Genomic DNA, 21,895 nt, shown 5'->3' on the forward strand with positions numbered 1-21,895 from the left:
CATCTTGTTAGCCGATTAGATGACTATACTTTTTCACCTTTGGCACGTAAATCAGCAAGCACTTTATCAATGCCATGCTTATCAATAATACGCAAACCTTTAGTAGAAACGCGAAGACGGACAAAACGGTTTTCTGACTCTACCCAAAAACGATGGTTATGTAGATTTGGTAAAAAGCGACGACGGGTTCTGTTCAGCGCATGCGAAACATTGTTACCCACCTGAGGGCGCTTTCCTGTCACTTGACATACTCGAGACATGACGGACTCCTAATAAAGTTGTAAGGCATCAGTTGTGGCATGTAAATCATGCCAGAATAATAGATTGCCTTAACTACTCAAGATAACGAATCACAATGCGGTTATGGACACATAGGACTGAAACTTGAATAAAATGTTAACAGAAAATTATTGGCCAGCCCTTTAATCGCCACAACAAATAAAGGGGAACCATGATAAAATTTTTAAGGGCGTATTTATACCACAGAAATGGTATTTTTTCAAATCAATTATCCCGCTATTATCGCACAACTTAGCGCAAACGTTAAGTAAAAACCGATAAATAATAACAAAGCTCACAACTTAGCCCACAGCGACCGCTAAAAATGGGTTGTTTTTTAATTGAGATGTTAATTATAGGCTACAGCTACAGCACCAGCTAGCCAATGAAGGCAGTTCTAACTTCTTCTACTATCTTGCTTGGCTAAATCAAAAATCCCCCTTTGAAAAGGGGAACTTGTAATCTTTGAAGATTATTGCATGGTTGGAGGTGGTTTTTTTACAAGCGACTGCGTATAACACTCTCAATATGACTAATGACATCAATGGTCTGTGTCAATATTCGCTTATTTTTATATCGTAGCGTTAACAAGCCGATATCTTGTAAACAATTATCTCGGTTAATATCTGCTTCTAACCCTTGTTTTGTGTAGTGTTGATGGCCATCACATTCTATGATCAGTTTGGCGGATGGGCAGTAAAAGTCAACAATAAAATTAAGTATTGGACGTTGGCGATAAAACTGTGCCTTTGCTATTTGTTTTTTACGTAGTTTTGACCACAATAGGCGCTCAGCATCAGTTTGATTACTACGTAATGTCCGTGCTGGCAGTTTTAAATTATTATTGTACTTTGGCATAAAAATCCTTTTTTAAGCTAAGTCTGGTCTTGTGAGCATAAAATACCCCTAAATTCTGATAAGGGGGACTTGCGACCTTTGCATATACTTCGCAAGATAGCTCCCTTCCTTTTCCAAAGGAAGGGTTGGGGATGGATTTTTGTTGTTAGCTTGTTAGCCAGAGGGTTTTGTTAAGCATTAACTAGCCTGCTATGAGCATCTCAAGTACGAACTTACTACCGATAAAGCCGATTGCCAATAAGATAAATGCCAAAATAGTCATGTTCGCTGCTCGGCGACCACGCCAGCCATATTTCCAGTGACCGACCAATAGCGCACCAAATAACAGCCAAGAAATAACGCTAAATACTGTCTTATGAACGATGTGCTGCCCCAATAGATCATTGACATAAACAAATCCAACTGCCAGTGCAATCGTTAGGATAGTAAATCCAACCAAAATCATATCAAATAACAGCGATTCCATACTTTGCAGAGATGGTAGTTTATCAACCCAGACTCGGTGATTGGATTTACGTTTGAGCTCTCGAATCTGAAACCGGACAATAAGCGCTTGCAACGCTGCCATCAACAGCATACAGTAAGCGGCAATGGATAATATAATATGCAGCTCAAGACCAGCGCTGATATCTGGCAATGGCGCATAAGGAGCGATGCCAAAGTAACCAAGGCTTAATCCAATCATGGCTAAAGGTGTCGCAAAAATACCGAGGCTTAATACAGGGCGGTAAAAGCTAAACATGACATAAAATAGGGTAAAATAAAAACAAATCAGGCTGGCTGTGTTAAATAGGTTAAAATTAAGGCCATACAAGGTATAGATATTTGGATATAAACAGATAGCATGGGCGACTAAAGCGACCAATAGCATGCCAATAGTGAAGCCCTTGGCAATGGGCTTCATCCTAAGTAGTGCCCAGATAAGATGAAAGCTAACCAGGGCGTAAGCGATCAGTGCGATGAGGTATGCGAGCAACACGGTGATTTGATCCCCAAATAAATCGAGTTAACAGATTAGGCCGTATAATGTCTGATATGCTATTCTGTAAAGCTAATCTTGACCTGTGATAGGCTTGTGTGCTGCTAGAGTTAAAAGATACTTATGGACAGTCAGTCTCTAATCTGTCAAAAATCGTTTTTTATCAACGTTTAGCAATACTGCCTACTGATAGATAAAACAGTGTAATAGATAGAACAGCGACAGCACTAGCGATGGTAAAATCACAGACAATAAAAGCCTAAGATGCTAATTTAACATAGAATGACTCTTATTTGCGATTGTTATTGATGCTTATGTGATATTTAAGCTTTATCATTTTGTGTAGAGCGATAATAGCGGACTTGACATTGTCTACGGACAACCGATTTAATTAACCAACTCATTTAATTAACTAACTAACGAAAGATTGAGAAGCCTTTATGTTTGATACTTTAACCGAACGACTTTCTGGCAGCCTGCGTAAGATTTCAGGCACAGGTCAATTAACCGAAGATAATATTAAAGATACGTTGCGTGAAGTGCGTATGGCACTGCTTGAAGCCGATGTGGCGTTACCGATCACTCGTGACTTTGTGAAGCGTGTTAAAGAAAAGGCGCTGGGTCAAGAAGTACTAAAAGAATTGGCACCAGGTCAAGCCTTCGTCAAAATCGTCTATGACGAACTAACAGAAATGATGGGCAGTGCCAATCAGCAGCTTGAAATGACAGGTAAGCCGCCGATTGTCTATTTACTCGCTGGTTTGCAAGGTGCAGGTAAGACGACCACTGCTGGTAAGCTTGCTAAGTACTTGCAAGAGCGTCACAAAAAGAAGGTCATGTTGGTCTCAGCTGACGTCTATCGCCCTGCTGCAATCAAGCAGCTAGAGCAGGTAGCAGGTCAGGTCAACGCTAAGTTTGTCAACTCAAGCACAGACGAAAATCCAATCGATATTGCCAAACGAGCCATTGAAGAAGCTAAAATTCAATATCAAGATATCTTGATCATCGATACCGCTGGTCGCCTACATATCGATGAAGAGATGATGGATGAGATTAAGGCGCTAACCGCTGCTGCCAATCCGTCAGAAACTCTGTTCGTTGTTGACTCGATGACCGGTCAAGATGCGGCCAACACTGCCAAAGCCTTTAATGACGCCTTGCCTTTAACCGGTGTCATCTTGACCAAGACTGACGGTGATGCGCGTGGTGGTGCTGCGCTATCGGTACGTGCCATTACAGAGAAGCCGATTAAATTCTTAGGCCGTGGTGAGAAGCTTGATGCACTTGAGCCGTTCCATCCTGAGCGTATTGCGCAACGTATCTTGGGCATGGGTGACGTCTTAAGTTTGGTTGAAGAAGTCGAGCAAAAGATTGACCGCGATAAAGCCGAAAAAATGGCGAAAAAAATCCAAAAAGGCGGTGATTTTGACCTTGAGGATTTGCTAACCCAGTTCCAACAAATGAAAAATATGGGCGGCATGGCTGGCTTCTTAGATAAGATGCCAGGCATGAGTGGTGCAGGTGTCAAAGAGGCACTAGAAGAAGCTAAGCCAGAAGAAAAAGTAAAAGAGATGGAAGCGCTGATCAACTCGATGACCCCTTATGAGCGCAAAAACCCAGATAAGATTAACCCAAGCCGTAAGCGCCGTATTGCCGCTGGCTCTGGTAAACAGGTTCAAGACATTAACCGTCTGCTTAAACAGCATAAGCAAATGGCAAAAATGATGAAAATGTTGTCTAAGCCAGAAGGTTTGGGCAAAATGATGAAAGCAGTCCAAAGCCTAACTGGTATGGGGGGCGGCGCAGGTGGCGGTGGTCCACTGTTTGGTGGTGGTGCTAAACCTGCTGGCAAAAAAGGTGCTGGTGCTATGCCTCCATTTGGTTTAGATCCAAACAATATGCCTAGCAAAGAAGATATGGAGCGCCAAATGAAAGATTTGGAAAAACAGCTGCCACCTGATTTTAAGAAGCGTTTTTAATCTAAACCGATAAATATTGAATATTGATAGGTTATAAAAACAAAAAGCTAAGCCAGACACTGGCTTAGCTTTTTTAGTTTAACTAAACCATAATCAATTACTGAGTATAACTCTTATAAATATTTCTTCCTAGCAGTTCAATTTACTTTGCTTTATCTCTGCCTACAAAGAAGTTCGCAACCAGTGCTCCGCTGAAGTTATGCCAAACACTAAATACCGCACTCGGTAAACTGGCGGCAGGATTAAAGTAAGTAGCAGCCAGAGCCGCACCCAATCCAGAGTTTTGCATACCCACCTCAACCATAATCGCACGGCGCTGAGCTTCACTAAAGCCGCTAATACGAGCAATCAAATAACCCAAGGTATAACCGATACAGTTGTGTAGGGCCACTACGATAAACACCAACACGCCACTGGTTAGAATAGTTTCTCTAGAGGCAGCAACCACTGCAGCTATGATTATGGCAATACCAACCACTGAGACTATGGGTAAGATATCGTTGGCAATTTGAACTTTTTTACCCAATAGCTTATTGAATAATAGACCTAGTATGATGGGAATAATGACCATTTTGGTGATGGATATCATCATGCTGGCAAGGTCTATTTCGATTAATTGTCCGGCAAATACTTTAAGTAGAATAGGAGTGAGTATGGGGGCAAGTAAAGTTGAAATTGCTGTAATGGAGACACTTAATGCCACATCTCCTTTGGCTAAAAAAGTAATAACATTGCTAGAAGTGCCACCAGGACAACAACCTACTAATATCAAACCAACGGCAACTAGGGGATCAAGATGGAATATTACCGTCAGTAAATAGGCAATTAACGGCATTAGGGTAAACTGGGCTAATAGTCCAACCACTACCAATTTAGGACGCTTTACTATTTCAGCAAAGTCAGATGTTTTCAGCGTAATTCCCATTCCAAACATAATTATGCCAAGTATAGGCACAATAAACTTAGATAATGAAGCAAAAAATTCAGGAAAAATAAACCCTAATATAGCGCTTACCAATGCCCATATGGCAAACGTTTTTCCTATCCATTGTGAGGCTTTGACTATTGCTTGCATGTACTAACTCCTGTCCTTTGGTTAATAGATTCTAATTAGAAGTATAAAAGTATCATATACACTTAATGAGAATCATAAAAGTTAATTATATTTCAATTAACCAAACCAACAGTTATGTGTCGGATTTAGGAGTTTTATTATCTGTGGGATTTGCCATCTTTCAAATATGCCAGTAATGATATGTATAAATTTAAGTCATTCAAGCCCCCCTATAAGGTATATCTTTTTTCTTTAGTATTTGACTTATATAACTCACCGAAAGTTTCGCGATGAACCAAATGCCAACCAATGATAAGTGCAGTAATACCTATAATAGAAAGGTATATAGCAGGAGCAAAACTAACATAATCGGTTAATTTAAATAGAAGAAAAGGTAGAGCAGCGCCTAGCAAAGCTGAAATACAATTATAAGTTACCGAAACTGATAACAGACGGATATTAGTTGGGAATAGCTGGACAAAGATAGCGGTACACAAGCCTATCATCCCTGTGCAGAACCCTACTAAACCATACATGGCTAGCGTAAACACCCCTTCACCGTTGATAAGATAGGCATAAAATATCCATACCTGAAGTGTTAAGGCCAGTGACGCTAACATAAAGGTTTTTGCTGTGCCTATTTTATCGGCTAAGATGCCATAAAATATACAACCAACAATCTGTGTTACTAATGCAAACAGGCTTGCAAATGTTGCGAAATTCGGTTGCGTATAGAACTTCAAAGCAATTAACTTTGGTAGTAATATCATTACCACCATGATTAAGCTTGCTCTGACAAATGAGATTGCACAGGATAAAAACGTTGCAGAGGCTATATTGCTAAAAGAATTAACCGTTAAAAGGTCAGGGTTATCCTGTAGCTTTTTTTGATGATTGACATATACAGGGGTTTCTCTGACATGATGCCACATTAACAGAATTAAACCACTCATCACTCCCCCCATTACAGCTGGAATACGCCAACCATAATCGAGTAAAGCTTGTAACTCGAAAGTACCAACCAATACTTTAGCAAAAATCACTGAAATTACTGAGCCAAATATTCCCCCTGCCACTGCCAAACTACAGTAAGTGGCAAGCTTAGTTTGTTTGGTATGTTCTGCTACAAATACCCAACTCAGAGGAGCATGAGCCCCAAAAGCGATACCTTGTAGCATACGAATAAACACAAACAGTATTGGGGCAATTATGCCTACTTGTGCATAAGTGGGTAAGAAAGCAGTCAGTAGGGTAGTTGCAGACAGTAAGCCGATACTAATCAAAAATGCTGGCTTACGGCCTTTTATATCTCCGTAACGACCTATAAGAATTGCACCTAGAGGCCTAGATAAAAAACCAACGCTCATCAAGCCAATTATTTTTAATTGGGTGACCAGCGCATTATCACTACTTGGAAAAAATACGGAACTTATGACGTCTGCAATATGTAAGTAGATTAAAAAGTCAAAAGCTGCTAGCGCATAGCTCAAGCAAACAAAAATAATTTGATAATTAAAATTTATCTTACTTAAGTAAGACTCACTTCGATTACCGGTATTATTATTAGGGAAAGCAGCTTTTGTCATAACAACCTTTTTTAAGGAGGAGAAGAAGTATTTTATAAATTGTATATGGAGCTTATGTTTTAGTTTATCTAAAAGTTAACAAGTGTAATTTTTAGTATACAGCTATTTAATGACAAAATACTTAAAATTATTTTTTATTTTGAATTGAGTATATATCTTTATAGTTTGTGGATAAATCATCAGCAATTGGCTGAACTGTTAGATCGTATTGACTTCGACTTAATATTGTAGTTGAACTTAGTAATAATAAGAGGTGAGGGTTGCTGCAACAAGATTTTTAAACATACTTTATAGTTAAATTTGTCCTATACTTTTATTCTACATTGGCTATAATGATAAGTTTTAACCTGTGACATGTCATTAATACTAAAACATTTTTTCAATTAACAGATAACTTCAAATCACTACAATAGTACTTGGGTATTAAGCTCACTACGCCCAATCTAGTCGTATATACGCTTGCTTGTAACACTTTTAATATTAATTAAATATAGGAAAAAATCATGACAAGTTCTCAGCAAAGAGCTGAATTACAACGCCGTATTTGGCAAATCGCTAATGACGTCCGTGGCTCAGTTGATGGCTGGGATTTTAAACAGTATGTGTTGGGAACACTATTTTACCGCTTTATAAGCGAAAACTTTAGCCAATACATAGAGGCAGGTGATGATAGCGTTAACTACGCTAGTATGACAGATGAGCAAATTGATGCAGCAGGTATCAAAGACGATGCCATTAAGACCAAAGGCTATTTTATCTATCCAAGCCAGCTATTTGAGAATATGGTGGCGACTGCCAATACTAATGACGCATTAAATACTGATTTAAAAGCTATTTTTAATGATATTGAAAGCTCTGCCAACGGCTATCCGTCAGAAGATGATATCAAAGGCTTATTTGCTGATTTTGATACCACCTCTAATCGTTTGGGTAATACAGTAGCGGATAAAAACAAACGCTTAGCGGCTGTGCTAAAAGGGGTAGCAGATCTAGATTTTGGGCATTTTGGGGATAGTCAAATTGACTTGTTTGGCGATGCTTATGAGTTTTTAATCTCAAATTATGCTGCTAATGCAGGTAAGTCTGGTGGTGAGTTTTTTACGCCACAAAGTGTGTCGCGTTTGATAGCTAAGCTTGCCTTGCATGGTCAATCAAATGTTAACAAGATTTATGATCCAGCATCAGGTTCAGGCTCACTGCTGTTGCAAGCCAAAAAGCAGTTTGACGAGCATATCATTGAAGATGGGTTTTTTGGGCAAGAGATTAACCACACTACCTATAACTTATCGCGTATGAATATGTTTTTGCACAATGTGAATTACGATAAGTTTAATATTGCTTTGGGTGATACGTTGATTAATCCTAAGTTTGGTGATGATAAGCCGTTTGATGCTATCGTGTCTAATCCACCGTATTCGGTAAAATGGATAGGTAGTGATGACCCGACGCTGATTAATGATGACCGCTATGCCCCTGCTGGCGTGCTTGCTCCGAAATCCAAAGCGGATTTTGCTTTTGTGCTACATGCATTGAGTTATCTTTCTAGTAAGGGGCGAGCGGCGATTGTTTGTTTTCCAGGGATATTCTACCGTGGTGGTGCGGAGAAAAAAATCCGCCAGTATTTGGTCGATAATAACTATGTAGAAACGGTGATATCGCTGGCACCAAACTTGTTTTTTGGTACATCTATTGCGGTAAATATATTGGTGTTATCGAAGCATAAAACGGACACTACCACCCAGTTTATTGATGCCAGTAAGTTCTTCAAAAAGGCTACCAATAACAATGAGCTGACCGATGCCCATATTGAGCAGATTATGACGCTATTTGCGGATAAAAAGGCTGTGGATTATCAAGCTATTAATGTTGAAAATAGTGAGATTGCTGATAACGACTATAATTTATCGGTAAGTGCTTATGTTGAGGCAGAGGATACCCGAGAGGTGATAGATATTGATGAGCTTAATGCCGAGATAAAGAAAACGGTGGCGAATATTGATAGGTTACGTCATGAAATTGATGCAATAGTGGCGGAGATTGAGGCATGAGTCAGTTAGCGTTTATGCAAAAGCTGTTGCAAGGGGTTGAGGTTGAGTGGAAACCGTTGGGGGAGGTGACGAAATATGAGCAGCCTACTAAATATCGCGTGCAGTCAACCGATTACGATGACTCTTTTGCTACTCCCGTTTTAACTGCCGGAAAAACTTTTATATTAGGATTTACAGATGAAATCGATGGTATTTATAAGGCGAAAGTAAGTCCTGTGATAATTTTTGATGATTTTACTACCGCTAATAAATGGGTGGATTTTGACTTTAAGGTTAAGTCATCTGCAATGAAGATAATAACGTCATCTGATAACTCAAACTATTCGCTTAGATATATTTATCATTGGTTAAATACATTACCTAGTGGGCTTATTGAGGGTGATCATAAACGTCAATGGATTAGTAATTATAGTAATAAAAGAATCCCAATCCCACCACTACCTATTCAAGAAGAAATTGTACGAATTTTAGACACACTGACCTCTCTCACCACTGAGCTCACCACTGAGCTCACCACTGAGAATATCATACGTAGCAAACAATACAAGTATTATCGTGATAAATTATTAAATTTTTCTGATAAAGAGGTTGAGTGGAAGACGTTGGGTGAGGTGGGTGAGTTGGTTCGTGGTAGTGGTTTACCAAAATCAGATTTTACAGATTCTGGTATTCCTGCTATTCATTATGGGCAAATTTATACTTATTATGGTACTTTCACCATTGAAACTATATCTTTTGTATCAGAAGAAACTGCTAAAAAGTTGAAAAAAGTAGATACAGGTGATGTCGTTGTAACTAATACCAGTGAGAACTTTGAGGATGTTGGAAAAGCGTTGGTTTATTTAGGAAAGGAACAGGCTGTTACAGGTGGGCATGCAACCATTTTTAAACCGAAAAAAGAAATCATTTTAAGTAAATATTTTGCATACTTCACTCAAACCAGCTTTTTTACAAAAGAGAAAAGAAAGTACGCAAAAGGCACTAAAGTTATTGATGTTTCAGCTAGTGATATGGCGAAAATCAATATCCCAATCCCCCCACTAGAAGAGCAAGCCCGTATTGTCGCTATCTTAGATAAATTCGATACCTTAACAAACTCTATTACTGAAGGGTTACCCCGTGAGATTGAGTTACGCCAAAAGCAATACGAATATTATCGCGATTTGTTGTTGAGCTTTGAGAAGTAGGGTATCGGCTTGCGCACCCTATAAACGCAATGTTTAAAGGTGCTTAGAAAGCACCCTACCGCAAAATTTTGCCAATAAAAATAATAAACTTAAATAAAACACTTTAAGGACAAAGTTTATGCCAAAATCCAAGCTAAATCAGCTTAGCATTCAAGACCAAACCAGTGAGTTTTTACTCTATACTGCACCCAATGGCAAAATCAAAGTTGAGGTTTTACTTGGTAACGAAACAATTTGGCTAACCCAAGAGCGAATGGCTGAGCTTTTTGCGGTTGATCGTACCACTATCTCTAGGCATTTAAAGAATATATTTAACACTAATGAATTGCAAGAAGCAGTGGTATGTGCAGAAATTGCACATACCACTCCTCACGGTGCAATAGCAGGAAAAACGCAGACAAAACAAGTCAAGTATTACAATTTGGATGCCATTATCTCAGTTGGTTATCGGGTTAATTCAGCACAAGCCACCCAGTTTCGTATTTGGGCAACGCAATTAATCAAAGAATACATCATCAAAGGCTTTGCTATGGATGATGAGCGTTTAAAAAATGGGCGTTATTTTGGTAAAGATTATTTTAAAGAATTATTAGAACGGGTTCGATCTATTCGAGCCAGTGAAAGACGGATATATCAACAAATTACCGATATTTTTGCCGAATGTAGCATTGATTATGACCCAAAATCCGAAACTACTCGCCTTTTTTATGCCAATGTACAAGACAAATTTCACTTTGCCATTACAGGGCATACCTCTGCGGAAATTATTTCCTTAAAAGCAGACGCTAGCAAGCCCTTAATGGGTATGAGTACTTATAAAAATGCACCAAGTGGAAGGGTGCTAAAATCTGACACCGTAATTGCCAAAAACTACTTAACTGAAAAAGAGATTAAGCAATTAGAACGGCTAATCTCTTCTTTTTTTGATTATATTGAAGGCGTTATTGAGCGTAGAAATACATTTACCATGCAAGCATTTGCTGAGAGTGTGGACAAGTTTTTAGACTTTAATGAATATAAAATCTTGGAAGGCTATGGCAAAGTAAAACGCAATACCGCTAAGAAAAAAGCCTATATGGAATATGAGCAATTTAATAAACAACAAAAAATAGAGTCTGATTTTGACCGCGAAATAAAAAAACTACTGCACAACAAAGAGCCTAAACAATGATTGACTACACCAAAACCATTGCAGAATCTAATAACTTTATCATATTAGATAAATATACTAAGCAGCATCAAGTCAGCGAGTCCTATCAAAGTGAATACGACTTAGAAAATGACTTTATTGCCGACCTAGAAAAGCAAGGCTATGAATATGTGAAGGGGCTAAATAGCAACGACAAAATGCTGGCAAATGTGCGTCAGCAACTGCAAACCCTAAACAATATGAGCTTTAGCGATGCAGAATGGCAACGCTTTGTCGCAGAGTATCTCGACAAACCTAATGATAGCCTCATCGACAAAACTCGTAAAATCCATGACGACTATGTATATGACTTTGTCTTTGATGATGGGCATATCCAAAACATTCACTTACTAGATAAAAAAGTGACTGCACGCAACAAAGTACAAGTCATCAAGCAGTTTACACAAAAAGGAACACAAAAAAATCGCTATGATGTCACTATTTTGGTGAATGGCTTACCACTGGTGCAAGTGGAGTTAAAAAAACGTGGTGTTGCCATTCGAGAAGCCTTTAACCAAGTGCATCGATATAGCAAAGAGAGCTTTAATAGCGATAATTCTTTATATAAATTTTTGCAAATATTTGTGATCTCTAATGGCACAGATACCCGCTACTTTGCCAACACCACCAAGCGTGACAAAAACAGCTTTGACTTTACCATGAACTGGGCAAAGTCGGATAACTCATTGATTAAAGACTTAAAAGACTTTACCGCTACTTTTTTTGAAAAAACCACCTTGCTCAGCGTGTTACTCAAATATTCGGTATTTGATGTCAACGATACCCTGCTCATCATGCGACCCTATCAAATAGCCGCTACCGAACGTATTTTGTGGAAAATAAACAGTGCTTACCAGACCAAAAACTGGGGCAAGTTAGAAAGTGGTGGCTTTGTATGGCATACCACAGGCTCTGGTAAAACTTTGACCAGCTTTAAAGCGGCTCGTATGGCAACCGAGCTTGAGTTTATTGATAAAGTTTTTTTTGTGGTGGATCGTAAAGATTTGGACTACCAAACCATGAAGGAGTATCAAAGGTTTTCACCTGATAGTGTCAATGGTTCAGACAGCACAGCAGGGTTAAAGCGAAATCTTACAAAAGATGATAATAAAATCATTGTCACCACCATTCAAAAGCTTAATAACCTTATGAAAAGTGAAAATGACCTGCCTGCTTATAACCAGCAAGTGGTTTTTATTTTTGATGAATGCCATCGTTCGCAATTTGGTGAAGCACAAAAAAACCTACAAAGAAAGTTTAAAAAATACTATCAGTTTGGATTTACAGGTACACCAATTTTTGCTGAAAATGCGTTAGGGGCAGATACTACTGCGAGTGTGTTTGGTCGTGAGCTACATTCATATGTTATCACCGATGCGATCCGTGATGAAAAAGTACTCAAGTTTAAGGTGGACTACAACGATGTACGCCCACAGTTTAAAGTCATCGAAAACAAAACCGATGAAAAGGAGCTTACTGCATTAGAAACCAAACAAGCATTGCTACACCCTGAGCGTATCAAAGAAATATCGCAATATATTTTAAATAACTTTCATCAAAAAACGCATCGGTTGCAAGTAGGGGCGAAAGGCTTTAATGCGATGTTTGCCGTCAGTAGTGTCGATGCTGCTAAGCTGTATTATGAGACACTGAAAAACTTACAAAAACACAGTAGCAAGCCGTTAAAAATCGCCACCATATTTTCTTATAGTGCCAATGAAATGCAAGATGCAGTGGGTGATATTGCTGATGAAACCTTTGAACCAACGGCTATGGATAGTAGTGCCAAAGAATTTTTGAGCTTAGCAATTAATGACTATAATGCTTACTTTAACACCAACTATACTGTGGAGAGTAAGGCATTTCAAAACTATTATCGTGATTTGGCAAAACGAGTTAAAAATCAAGACATAGATTTATTGATTGTGGTCGGTATGTTTTTAACAGGCTTTGATGCCCCAACTTTAAATACCTTATTTGTGGATAAAAACCTACGTTATCACGGCTTGCTGCAAGCATTCTCACGCACCAACCGTATTTATAACGCTACCAAAACTTTTGGTAATATCGTCACTTTTCGTAACTTAGAAAAAGCCACCATAGATGCTATTAGACTATTTGGTAATCAAAATACCAAAAATGTCGTGCTGGAAAAAAGCTACAAAGAATATATGGAAGGCTTTAGTGACATCGTCACAGGTGAAGCAAGACGTGGTTATGTTGATGTGGTTAATGAGCTACAAACTCACTTTGCTAACCCAGATGAGATAGTGACCGAAAAAGACAAAAAAGAATTTGTAAAATTATTTGGCGAATATTTACGTGTTGAAAATATACTACAAAACTATGATGAATTTGCTGGCTTGCAGGCGTTACAACAGGTGGATATGGCAGACCCTGAAGCTGTCGCTGAATTTAAAGAAAAATATTATCTCACTGATGATGACATTGAGGTAATGCAAGCTATCGATATACCAAGTCAGCGAATGATTCAAGATTATCGCTCTACTTATAACGATATTCGTGATTGGTTGCATCGTGAGAAGTCTGCCGAAGCAAGTCAAAATAGCACTATTGATTGGAATGATGTTGTATTTGAAGTGGATTTATTAAAATCGCAAGAGATTAATCTGGACTATATTCTTGAGCTGATTTTTGAACACAATAAGAAAATGAAAAACAAATCTGCTTTGGTAGAAGAGATACGCCGTACTATCCGAGCCAGTATCGGCAATCGAGCCAAAGAAAGCTTGATAGTCGATTTTATCAATCATACAAATTTGGATGAGATTCAAGATAAAGCAAGCATCATTGAAGCATTTTTCACCTTTGCACAACAACAGCAAAAACGTGAAGCACAAGCGTTGATTGCAGAAGAAAACTTAAATGCAGAGGCAGCCAAACGCTATATTCTTACTTCTTTAAAACGCCAATATGCCAGTGAAAATGGTACAGATCTTAACGAGATTTTACCCAAAATGAGCCCGCTAAATCCGCAGTATCTAACTAAGAAGCAAAGCGTGTTTGAAAAGATTGCCAAATTTGTGGATAAGTTTAAAGGAGTGGGTGGTCAGTTGTAGTCGTGGTGGAGTTGGTTTAGTTAGTATCGCTTGCTTGCTCTCTTTGCTGTATCTTGGCATCTTTGTTCCTTGTTGCCCCCATTTAGTTTATTCTTAGGGGGTGACAACTATCCTGACTCAGGGGGCATTCATTAGATAGACGTAAGATTTTTTTCTATATGTGTCTGATGAAGTATCTAGTAAGTATTATCAACCCAAGGCCAAGGGCTTCATGGTATAAGCGAGCTGATACCTTTTCTGAAAAATAACCTATCTTTGTCAAACTCGCTAAACCTACTACTTGTAGCGTTTGCACTCTTTTTCCTCGATATCTTAATTTTCAGATTTGGTATGAATTGCATTTACAGAGTTTCCCAACACCCAAAAATAATGCTATTTCTATGAAAGATATGGGCTTTGAAAGCTGGGACTACTGGAGTTTTTAAAAGACAATAGAAAACCGCCACATTTCCTAATTCAATGTTACCAGAGAGATTAGGTAGAGGTGGCGGTGCTGTTGCGGTCTATTATAGTTAATGACAGGGGTGTAAACTAGCTTTATTTAGTAATTGCTAAATTTGAACAACAAACACCTAAGCCAAATTCGGATTCAACCACTTCTCAGCAGTATTAATATCCCAATCCTTCCGTTTGGCATAGTCCTCTAACTGATCACGTCCAATCTTACCGACATTAAAATACACACTTTCTGGATGCGAGTAATAGAAGCCGCTCACCGAAGAGGCTGGCCACATTGCATAGCTCTCGGTGAGATAAGTGCCAATCGCATTGGTAGTGTCTAACCAATCAAACAATTTACCTTTTTCGGTATGCTCAGGGCAGGCAGGGTAGCCGGGTGCTGGGCGAATACCGACATATTTTTCTTTAATCAGCTCTTCGTTGGTCAATTGCTCTTGTGGCTGATAACCCCAGTATTTGGTACGGATAAGCTCGTGTAAGTGCTCGGCAAAGGCTTCTGCTAGGCGGTCGCACAGGGCTTGCACCATAATGGCGTTATAGTCATCGCCAGCTTCTTTGTAGCTGTCTGACAGCTCTTGTGCGCCCACGATAGAGACGGTGAAGCCACCAAGATAGTCGGTATGTGTATCAGAAGGTGAGATAAAGTCAGCCAAGCTGTAATTTGGCTTACCACTGGCTTTGTCCGATTGCTGACGTAGGTGCTCAAACACATGCGTGGGCTGTCCGCCGTCATTAGGGGCTTTGTCATAGACAGTGATGGTATCGTGATCGGTACGCTTGGCAGGCATGATTTTAAACACCCCTTTAGGCGTGACCAATTGCTCATCAATTAACTTTTGAAGCAGCTCTTTGGCATTGGCAAACAGGTCTTTGGCTTCTTTACCGACCACTTCATCGTCAAAGATTTTAGGATACTTACCGACCAACCCCCAAGAGATAAAAAATGGTGTCCAGTCAATGTAAGGGATTAGGTTGTCAATAGGGTAGTTGTCTAGGATGACTTGACCAAGCTCGTTTGGTGTCGGTGGCGTATAGTTGTCCCAATCAAATTTGAAGCCTTGTTCGATTGACTCTGCATAGCTCAGTTTCGCCGCTTTTGGTTTGCGATTTGCTAAGCGTTCACGTACTTTTTCGTATTCTTCACGCGTTTCACGGATCAGATCAACTCGGTGTTCTTTGGATAATAACTTGGTTACTACACCCACAGAGCGTGAGGCGTCAGCAACGTAGATGACCGCATCGTTTTGATAATGGGGTTCAATCTTAACCGCTGTATGCGCTTTGGAAGTTGTCGCACCGCCAATCATTAAGGGTAGATTCATGCCACGTTCTTGCATCTGCTTGGCAACATAAACCATTTCATCAAGGCTTGGGGTAATAAGACCTGATAGACCAATGATATCGGCTTTTTCGGCAATGGCAGTATCTAGGATTTTGTCACAAGGCACCATAACGCCTAAGTCAACCACGTCATAGCCGTTACAACCGAGCACTACGCCGACGATGTTTTTACCAATGTCGTGTACGTCGCCTTTTACCGTCGCCATGACTACTTTACCTTTGACCTCACCTTCGACTTTTTCGACTTCGATGTAAGGGTTTAACACTGCTACGGCACGTTTCATGACTCGGGCGGATTTGACCACTTGCGGTAAGAACATTTTACCTGCACCAAATAAGTCGCCGACCACGTTCATACCATCCATTAAGGGGCCTTCAATCACGTGCAGTGGTTTTGGGTATTTTTGACGGGCCTCTTCGGTGTCTTCATCGATATAAGTGGTAATGCCTTTGACGAGTGCATGTTCGATGCGTTTTTCTACCGATTGTTCACGCCATGAGAGGTCAACGCTACCATCGTTTTTCTTACCGCCAGCCACATAGCCTTCAGCCACAGTCATCAGGCGCTCGGTCGCATCTTGACCACTTTCACCCTGATTGCGATTAAGCATCACATCTTCAATCGCTTCACGTGCGTCTTTCGGAATCTCGTCATAAACCTCAAGCATCGCAGGGTTGACGATACCCATGGTCAGACCTGCTTTGATGGCGTGATATAAGAAGACGGCATTAATGGCTTCACGGATGGGATTGCCTCGGAAACTAAAGGAGACGTTGGATACCCCGCCTGATACCATGGCGTGCGGTAAGTTTTCAGCAATCCATTTGGTGGCATTAATAAAGTCAGCGCCATAGTTGTTGTGCTCAGGGATACCAGTTGCCACCGCAAAGATATTGGGGTCAAAGATAATGTCTTCGGCAGGGAAGCCGACTTCATCGACTAAAATGTCATAGCTACGTTTACATATCTCGATCTTGCGCTCATAGGTATCTGCCTGACCGTCTTCATCAAACGCCATGACAATGACTGCCGCACCGTAGCGCATACACAGTTTGGCATGCTCAACAAACACATCATAGCCTTCTTTTAGCGAGATGGAGTTGACCACGGCTTTGCCTTGGGTTCGTTTTAGTCCTTCTTCAATGATGCTCCATTTTGAAGAGTCAATCATTAACGGCACACGGCTAATATCTGGCTCACCTGCAACAAGGTTTAAGAAGTGAATCATTGCCCCTTCGGAATCGAGCATGCCTTCATCCATGTTGATATCAACGATTTGAGCACCGCCATCGACTTGGTTGCGTGCCACATCTAGGGCTTCGGTAAACTCACCAGTTTTAATTAAGCGTAAGAATTTCTTAGAGCCAGTAACATTGGTACGCTCACCGACGTTGACAAAAAGGCTGTCTTTGGTGATATTAAACGGTTCAAGTCCTGACAGTCGGCAGGCTGGCGCAATAGTTGGAATTTTGCGAGGAGGGTATTTCTGCATTACATCAGCAATGGCTTTAATGTGCTCAGGGCGTGTACCGCAGCAGCCACCAACAATATTAAGAATCCCTGACTTACCAAAGCCATCAAGTAGGGCGGCAGTTTCTTCAGGGGTTTCATCATATTCACCAAACTCATTGGGCAAGCCTGCGTTTGGATGGGCTGAAATATAGGTATCGGCGATATCTGATAAGGTCTGAATGTGTGGTTTTAACGCATCCGCGCCCAAAGCACAGTTGAAACCAACGGATAACGGCTTGGCATGGCGAATTGAGTTATAAAACGCTTCGGCAGTTTGACCAGATAAGGTACGCCCTGAAGCATCGGTAATGGTGCCTGATATCATGATTGGTAATTCAAAGCCGATGGTATCAAAGACACCAGTGATGGCAAAAATAGCAGCCTTAGCATTTAGCGTATCAAAAATAGTCTCGACCAATATAAGGTCTACGCCCCCTTCGATTAGCGCAAATAATGCTTCGGTATAGTTGTCTACCAATTCATCAAAGGTGACATTTCGATAGGCAGGATCATTCACATCAGGTGACAGTGAGCAGGTACGAGAGGTTGGTCCAATGACACCAGCGACAAAGCGTGGCTTATCAGGAGTTTTGGCAGTAAACTCATCTGCTGCTTCACGAGCAAGACGAGCCGCTTCACGGTTAATCTCTGGCACTAGATGCTGCATGTCATAATCTGACATGGATATTTGAGTCGCATTAAAGGTGTTGGTCTCAATGATATCAGCACCAGCTGTTAAGTGGTCGTTATGGATGGTTTTAATGATATCAGGCTGGGTGAGTACCAATAAGTCATTGTTGCCTTGCACATCTTGATGAAAGTCAGCAAAGCGTTCACCACGATAATCGGATTCTTGCAGCTTAAAGGTCTGAATTTGAGTACCCATTGCGCCATCAAGGAACAAGATTCGGTTATCTAACAGCTCAGTAATGCGCTCACGAGCAGTAAGCTGTTGTTGCTTATAAGGGAAATCAGCTGGTGGTACTAGATTGAAGTTATCGGGGTTATGTTCTTTTTTTAAAGGTGTTTCTGAGTTGGTTTTGGGGGTATTGTGTTCAGGATGAGAGCAGGTGGCCATAGTGCTGTCTTATTTTTTTACAGTTATAGTCAATAAAATCAGGGGCAACAGTGCGCTTAGGGATGACTGTTAGCTATAACTTTGACTAATAGGTGAATAAAGTGTGATAAAAGTGTGATAGCGATTGAATGTTTGCTAGTGTAGCATAAGTTGTCGTTAAGTTATTATAATCAGAAGCTATTATAGCTATCTTATGTGGTTATAGAATAAGGAAGTTTTTATGAAAAAAGGTGATAGTGCTTTTTCTCAAGGTTTTGCTGCATTAACATTTTGGGGATTGTTAACTGGTGTTTTACTGATAAATGTAGGATGCCAAACTACGGTATCATCCCAAACGAGTAGCCATCAGGGATCCGTTCCAAGCCTTAAAAATCAGGTTAAAAATCAAAGTGTTGAAACTCAATCGACAAGCACAGGCGCTATGGTGTATAACCGTCTGCCTGAGCAACACTCAGCTAGATCACAAGCCACCACTGCTTTGATGTTAGCACCAGTCAACACTCAGTACCAGGGGTTAAAAGCATTGGATATGGCCAAACAAAATCCAGATTTATCAATATTGGTTGAGGCAGTTGATGCGGCAGGCATTGGTACCATGTTAAGGTTTGCTGGAGATCGCTATACTATTTTTGCACCTAACAATGCTGCTTTTGCCAAGCTGTTTCGTGAAACAACTTTGACTAAGCAAAGTTTGCTTGCGAATAAGGGGCTATTAAGGGCATTATTGGCGTATCATGTGGTTAAGTCTGATCAACCCATGACAGTATCACAGCTGCCTAGCGGTCGGTTGCAAGCATTAAGTAAGCGAACTTTCCAAGTGACGCCAGATGCGACTTTAATTGATGGTAAAGGACGTACAGCACATATTATTCAGCCCAATATCGCCACAGGCAATGGTATGGTGCATGAGATTGATATTGTGATGTTTCCTGCTAACTAGAGGCCACTATTATATAGGCAGGCAGGTGTTATATAGGCAGGCAGGGGTATGCACTATATAGATTGTAGCCAAATATCAAAAAGTCCGTCAGTTTAACTGACGGACTTTTTTTGTGTTTAAGTAAAAGCTACTAAAAGCCAGTTGTTATATATTATATAAGTTAGCTGTCTTGAGGATTTTGTTGGTCTTTTTTCAAGTTTTCTTGATGACGCTCTTCCCAGTAAGTGGCACCTTTGATACCAAACTTGGCAGGGTCGAAAACAAATCTCTTATAGCTTGTACCGCCACCTGCTTTTAACTGAGCTTCGTAGTCTTTTAGAATCTCAAGTGCAGGACGGGCTACGAAGAAGACAATAATAATACCAACGATGTTTAACCATGCCATTAAGCCAACACCAACATCGCCTAAGCCCCAGATGAAACCTGCGGTATTAATGCCACCGTATGCAACCATGATCATGATCACTACTTTGACAATAAACAGACCAGTTTTACTTGCACCACGTCCCATAAAGCGTGTCAAATATGAGATATTAACTTCAGCAATATAGTAGTAGGCCAAGATGGTGGTAAAGGCGAAGAAGAATACTGCAACCGCGATGAACGAGTCACCAAAGGTACCGTATACAGATTGCATTGCCATTTGCGTAAACGATGGCGAGTTAATTTCAACATCAGCAGCTACGTTACGGACAATGAATTCACCATCTGGCAAAGTGCCTTGGATGTTGTACATCTTGGTCGACAAAATCATAAACGCAGTAGCAGAACACACCAATAAGGTATCAACATATACCGAGAATGCCTGCACCAAACCTTGCTGTGAAGGATGGTCAACGGCAGCAGCAGCGGCTGCGTGAGGGCCTGTACCCTGACCTGCTTCGTTAGAGTAAACGCCACGTTTTACACCCCAACCAATCGCAGCACCAAAACCTGCTTGAGCGGTAAAGGCATCACCAACAATCATACCAAAGACCTCAGGAATCATCTCATAGTTGGCAAACATGATCAGTAGCGCTAATACAATATAGCCTAACGCCATAAAGGGAACAGCGTATTCTGTAAAGCGGGCAATACGCTTAATACCACCAAAGATGATAAAGCCTAAGATAACTAGAATCACGCCCAAAGCGATCAGACGCACACTGCCAGTCTCGACCCCCATAACTGTCATGGCAGTGCCTTCACCGGCAACTTCTGCAACTGCGTTAATCACACCGTTAGCTTGCACACCAGGTAAGAACACTCCACAAGCGATAATGGATGAGATGGCAAAAAGAATACCGTACCACTTTTGTCCCAGTGCCTTTTCAAAGTAGTACGCTGGGCCACCACGGTATTCACCGGTGAGGACGTCACGTTCTTTGTAAATTTGACCTAGCGTTGATTCAACGTAAGCAGTTGAGGCGCCCAAAAAGGCCACAACCCACATCCAAAATACCGCACCAGGACCACCAAAACCGATGGCAGCGGCAACACCAGCGATATTACCCATACCAACACGACCGGCTAGGGATACCGCTAACGCCTGAAAGGAGGAGATGCCATCATTGTCTGGTTTGCCTTTAAACAGTAGGCGTAACATCTCTTTAAAGAGGCGAACTTGTACAAAGCGAGTTAAAATTGAGTAAAAAAGACCTGCACCTAAGCACAGATAGATAAGAGCTGGACTCCAAATGATGGAGTTTAAAAAGCTAACAATGCCTTCCATAGTGTATTCCTATTATAAATAAACATATAGCGTCCTAGCGGATACCAGTTTATTGCAAAGTTCTAACGCCATGTACAGCACTTATTAAATTAAGCACTTATTTTTAATTAATAGAGCAACACGTATAATACGTATAAAAAGGCGATCAATTAGATAAGTACAAACATGACAGGCGGCGGTGATAACTGTAAGCGTATTTGGCTAAATGTTACGCAAACGTATGCCTTAGTAATTGCAATTTGCCATAAAAAAGAAGAAATTACCAGATTATTTTTTTGTCATGTCGGTTTTTTTATTAGGGTGTGTTGAACATTCACCACAGGTGCTCAATAGAAGCCTAGGTTTAAAGAAAATTTCATTTTTGTGTAAAAACAGGCTAGATTTGCGTTACTTTGTGTTGTTGAGTTGGTCAATATCTAGATATTAATTGCATTAATCACCTTGATTAAGCCAAATTTATCTCAATTTTTCCTACGAAGATGAAGGTTCAACAGACCCTGATAAAAACCACTTTTTTACGTATTTTTGGTCACAAAAAAAGTTTATTTTACCCTGTCAAAAGAGGTTGTAATTAAGTAACAACTGATTGTAATCACTGTGCTTTACCCCCATAG

13 protein-coding genes are annotated in these 21,895 nt (G+C 40.3%); 6 read left to right on the top strand and 7 right to left on the bottom strand.

The window, feature by feature from the left end; all coding sequences use genetic code 11:
- Positions 1 to 23: 23 nt before the first annotated feature.
- The 3 genes from rpmB to H140_RS0101390 form a co-directional block, all read right to left on the bottom strand.
- On the bottom strand, positions 24 to 260 hold the full coding sequence (rpmB, locus tag H140_RS0101380; protein ID WP_019671863.1) for a 50S ribosomal protein L28: 237 nt from the start codon (positions 258 to 260) through the stop codon (positions 24 to 26).
- 517 nt (positions 261 to 777) lie between these two features.
- Positions 778 to 1,137 carry an endonuclease domain-containing protein gene (locus H140_RS0101385; protein WP_019671864.1) on the bottom strand — a complete coding sequence of 120 codons (360 nt, stop codon included), beginning with the start codon at positions 1,135 to 1,137 and terminating at the stop codon, positions 778 to 780.
- A 181-nt stretch (positions 1,138 to 1,318) separates the two neighbouring features.
- Entirely contained in the window at positions 1,319 to 2,116 is a 798-nt protein-coding gene (locus H140_RS0101390; RefSeq protein WP_026348729.1) for a cytochrome C assembly family protein, read from the bottom strand.
- A gap of 440 nt (positions 2,117 to 2,556) precedes the next feature.
- Here H140_RS0101390 and ffh point away from each other — a divergent pair, with 440 nt between their 5' ends.
- A complete protein-coding gene (ffh, locus tag H140_RS0101395) occupies positions 2,557 to 4,095 on the top strand; it encodes a signal recognition particle protein (RefSeq protein ID WP_019671866.1) in 1,539 nt (512 codons plus the stop codon).
- A gap of 142 nt (positions 4,096 to 4,237) precedes the next feature.
- Here the strand turns inward: ffh and H140_RS0101400 are convergent, their stop codons facing one another.
- Together H140_RS0101400 and H140_RS0101405 are read right to left on the bottom strand one after the other, a co-directional pair.
- Entirely contained in the window at positions 4,238 to 5,170 is a 933-nt protein-coding gene (locus H140_RS0101400) for a bile acid:sodium symporter family protein (RefSeq protein WP_019671867.1), read from the bottom strand.
- 209 nt (positions 5,171 to 5,379) lie between these two features.
- Positions 5,380 to 6,735 carry an MFS transporter gene (locus H140_RS0101405; RefSeq protein ID WP_019671868.1) on the bottom strand — a complete coding sequence of 452 codons (1,356 nt, stop codon included), beginning with the start codon at positions 6,733 to 6,735 and terminating at the stop codon, positions 5,380 to 5,382.
- A 503-nt stretch (positions 6,736 to 7,238) separates the two neighbouring features.
- On the opposite strand from H140_RS0101405, the gene H140_RS0101410 reads away from it, so the two are divergent.
- The 4 genes from H140_RS0101410 (at position 7,239) to H140_RS0101425 (ending at position 14,239) form a co-directional block, all read left to right on the top strand.
- Positions 7,239 to 8,783, top strand: a complete 1,545-nt coding sequence (locus tag H140_RS0101410; RefSeq protein WP_019671869.1) for a type I restriction-modification system subunit M — start codon at positions 7,239 to 7,241, stop codon at positions 8,781 to 8,783.
- Positions 8,780 to 9,970, top strand: coding sequence for a restriction endonuclease subunit S (locus tag H140_RS0101415; RefSeq protein WP_019671870.1), 1,191 nt, complete (start codon positions 8,780 to 8,782; stop codon positions 9,968 to 9,970). The genes H140_RS0101410 and H140_RS0101415 overlap by 4 nt, the downstream gene beginning before the upstream one ends.
- A gap of 118 nt (positions 9,971 to 10,088) precedes the next feature.
- Positions 10,089 to 11,141: a virulence RhuM family protein gene (locus H140_RS0101420; RefSeq protein ID WP_019671871.1), complete on the top strand. Its 1,053-nt coding sequence runs from the start codon at positions 10,089 to 10,091 to the stop codon at positions 11,139 to 11,141.
- Positions 11,138 to 14,239: a type I restriction endonuclease subunit R gene (locus tag H140_RS0101425; RefSeq protein WP_019671872.1), complete on the top strand. Its 3,102-nt coding sequence runs from the start codon at positions 11,138 to 11,140 to the stop codon at positions 14,237 to 14,239. The genes H140_RS0101420 and H140_RS0101425 overlap by 4 nt, the downstream gene beginning before the upstream one ends.
- Before the next feature lie 572 nt (positions 14,240 to 14,811).
- Here H140_RS0101425 and metH read toward each other — a convergent pair.
- Complete coding sequence (metH, locus tag H140_RS0101430; RefSeq protein ID WP_019671873.1) at positions 14,812 to 18,630, bottom strand: methionine synthase; 3,819 nt, start codon at positions 18,628 to 18,630, stop codon at positions 14,812 to 14,814.
- 220 nt (positions 18,631 to 18,850) lie between these two features.
- Here metH and H140_RS0101435 point away from each other — a divergent pair, with 220 nt between their 5' ends.
- Complete coding sequence (locus tag H140_RS0101435) at positions 18,851 to 19,570, top strand: fasciclin domain-containing protein (protein ID WP_019671874.1); 720 nt, start codon at positions 18,851 to 18,853, stop codon at positions 19,568 to 19,570.
- Positions 19,571 to 19,730: 160 nt separating this feature from the next.
- Here H140_RS0101435 and H140_RS0101440 read toward each other — a convergent pair whose 3' ends face one another.
- The gene (locus H140_RS0101440; protein WP_019671875.1) at positions 19,731 to 21,281 is read right to left on the bottom strand and encodes an alanine/glycine:cation symporter family protein; all 1,551 of its coding nucleotides are present in this window, start codon (positions 21,279 to 21,281) and stop codon (positions 19,731 to 19,733) included.
- Positions 21,282 to 21,895 lie beyond the last annotated feature (614 nt).

The sequence above is a fragment of the Psychrobacter lutiphocae DSM 21542 genome (genome assembly GCF_000382145.1).
GTDB lineage: Bacteria > Pseudomonadota > Gammaproteobacteria > Pseudomonadales > Moraxellaceae > Psychrobacter > Psychrobacter lutiphocae.

Bases quoted from the DNA above. Each gene is read 5' to 3' on its own strand.
- H140_RS0101420 (WP_019671871.1), top strand. From the start codon at position 10,089: ATGCCAAAATCCAAGCTAAATCAGCTTAGCATTCAAGACCAAACCAGT.
- H140_RS0101435 (WP_019671874.1), top strand. From the start codon at position 18,851: ATGAAAAAAGGTGATAGTGCTTTTTCTCAAGGTTTTGCTGCATTAACA.
- H140_RS0101405 (WP_019671868.1), bottom strand. From the start codon at position 6,735: ATGACAAAAGCTGCTTTCCCTAATAATAATACCGGTAATCGAAGTGAG.
- ffh (WP_019671866.1), top strand. From the start codon at position 2,557: ATGTTTGATACTTTAACCGAACGACTTTCTGGCAGCCTGCGTAAGATT.
- H140_RS0101400 (WP_019671867.1), bottom strand. From the start codon at position 5,170: ATGCAAGCAATAGTCAAAGCCTCACAATGGATAGGAAAAACGTTTGCC.
- H140_RS0101425 (WP_019671872.1), top strand. From the start codon at position 11,138: ATGATTGACTACACCAAAACCATTGCAGAATCTAATAACTTTATCATA.
- H140_RS0101440 (WP_019671875.1), bottom strand. From the start codon at position 21,281: ATGGAAGGCATTGTTAGCTTTTTAAACTCCATCATTTGGAGTCCAGCT.
- rpmB (WP_019671863.1), bottom strand. From the start codon at position 260: ATGTCTCGAGTATGTCAAGTGACAGGAAAGCGCCCTCAGGTGGGTAAC.
- H140_RS0101410 (WP_019671869.1), top strand. From the start codon at position 7,239: ATGACAAGTTCTCAGCAAAGAGCTGAATTACAACGCCGTATTTGGCAA.
- H140_RS0101415 (WP_019671870.1), top strand. From the start codon at position 8,780: ATGAGTCAGTTAGCGTTTATGCAAAAGCTGTTGCAAGGGGTTGAGGTT.
- H140_RS0101385 (WP_019671864.1), bottom strand. From the start codon at position 1,137: ATGCCAAAGTACAATAATAATTTAAAACTGCCAGCACGGACATTACGT.
- metH (WP_019671873.1), bottom strand. From the start codon at position 18,630: ATGGCCACCTGCTCTCATCCTGAACACAATACCCCCAAAACCAACTCA.